This is a genomic window from Synechococcus sp. R6-10 (assembly GCF_047461815.1).
Lineage (GTDB): Bacteria > Cyanobacteriota > Cyanobacteriia > Thermostichales > Thermostichaceae > Thermostichus.
The window spans coordinates 1-1,311 of the sequence record NZ_JANSHW010000549.1 but is presented as its reverse complement, the minus strand read 5'-3'; the positions used below and the strand labels follow the sequence as shown (position 1 = coordinate 1,311).

The 1,311-nt window shown below is 52.2% G+C and carries 2 pseudogenes; both read left to right on the top strand.

The annotated features are described in order from the left end of the window. Window positions 1-376: pseudogene (locus tag NW837_RS13600) on the top strand (serine/threonine protein kinase); the annotation flags it as partial. A 98-nt stretch (window positions 377-474) separates the two neighbouring features. Continuing rightward, window positions 475-1,049, top strand: a pseudogene (locus NW837_RS13595) (IS5 family transposase); the annotation flags it as partial. Window positions 1,050-1,311 lie beyond the last annotated feature (262 nt).

Below are 1,311 nucleotides of genomic sequence, written 5' to 3'. Positions count from 1 at the left end.
GGTTGGGCTTGCGCCTTTTCCGGTCAATCTGGTGGTTGGCCTGTTCACCCTGCCCTTCTGGAGGGTGGGGTTGGGGATGGTGGGCGGGATCCTCTACGGTCTATTCGGCAAAGTCCACCTACGGATCGACACAAAATACATTCGCCTGGCTCACGAGGTGTTTGGCCTGAGGTTTGGCAATGTTCCCCCCAGTCGGCGATGGGATATTGACCGGCTGGAGCTGATCCCACGCCAAAGCCCACAGTTGAACATCTGGGCGGGCAACCGCAAATACGAGTTGGGAGCGGGGATCCCTTTGCAGGAGCCAGAGCTGGAGTGGTTGGCCTCGGAACTAAGCCGTTGGCTGAAGATCCCAGTTGAACGGCAAAAGGTGTAGTCGTTAGGTTTTTTGCATTTAGTTATGATAAGGACAGTTTTTGGGTAAGGTCTGATGAGTTATCTTGCTGCAGATCACAGCAAATAAAATAGCAAAAAATTATAGCTTTCCTGAAAACAGAATCCAGATCCACATCGGCAAAGAGGCAGGATGCAAACAGTTTATCCAAGGCCTGCTGTAATAGCTCGCTCTGGATCCCCGTGGCGCTACCTCCCAAAAAGATATGGAAAATGATACACCAGAGATTCTATCGCTGGAGTTGCTTGGGAGTTTGGGAAAGACCCTGACTTAGAGCATCTTATCCTTGACTCAACTGTCGTTCGTGCTCACCCCTGGGCAGCCGCAAAAAAAGGGGAGCAAGCTTTGGGGAGGAGTCGAGGTGGATACAGCACTCAGATCCATGTGAGTGTGGATGGTTTGGGGAAGCCGTTAGTGTTTAGAATCACAGCAGGGCAAAGCAGGATATTACCCAAGCAGAGGCATTACCAGAGAGTTGGCAAGAAGAGCATACGAAGGTGATAGGGGATAAGATTCTCAGGAATTCAGGGAGAGGATAGACAAGGGAAGGCCGGGTGCTGATTCCTTCTAAGAGGAATAGGAGGGTGGTGGGAGATTTGACCGGCACGTTTACAGGGAGAGGCATTTAGTCGATAAAAGATTTTTTTACGATTTAACACGAATTGCTATATTGGTGCTTGTGCTGAGAATTATCTGGCCAAATTGCTGTGGCTAAAGTTTAAGGGTATATGTGGCAAGCGTGGCTTCTGAGTCAGTGGGGGGTGGCACTCTGGCTCAACCTGGCTCTGGTGGTGCTGGGTCTGCTGAGCCCTCAGAAGGCTTTGACGCGAGCAGGGGTCATCCACGCGGGCCTGCTGGGCCTGCTGGTGTGGGGGGGGCTGGGGGGGCGGGGCTACGCGGTGGTAGCTGCCTATTTT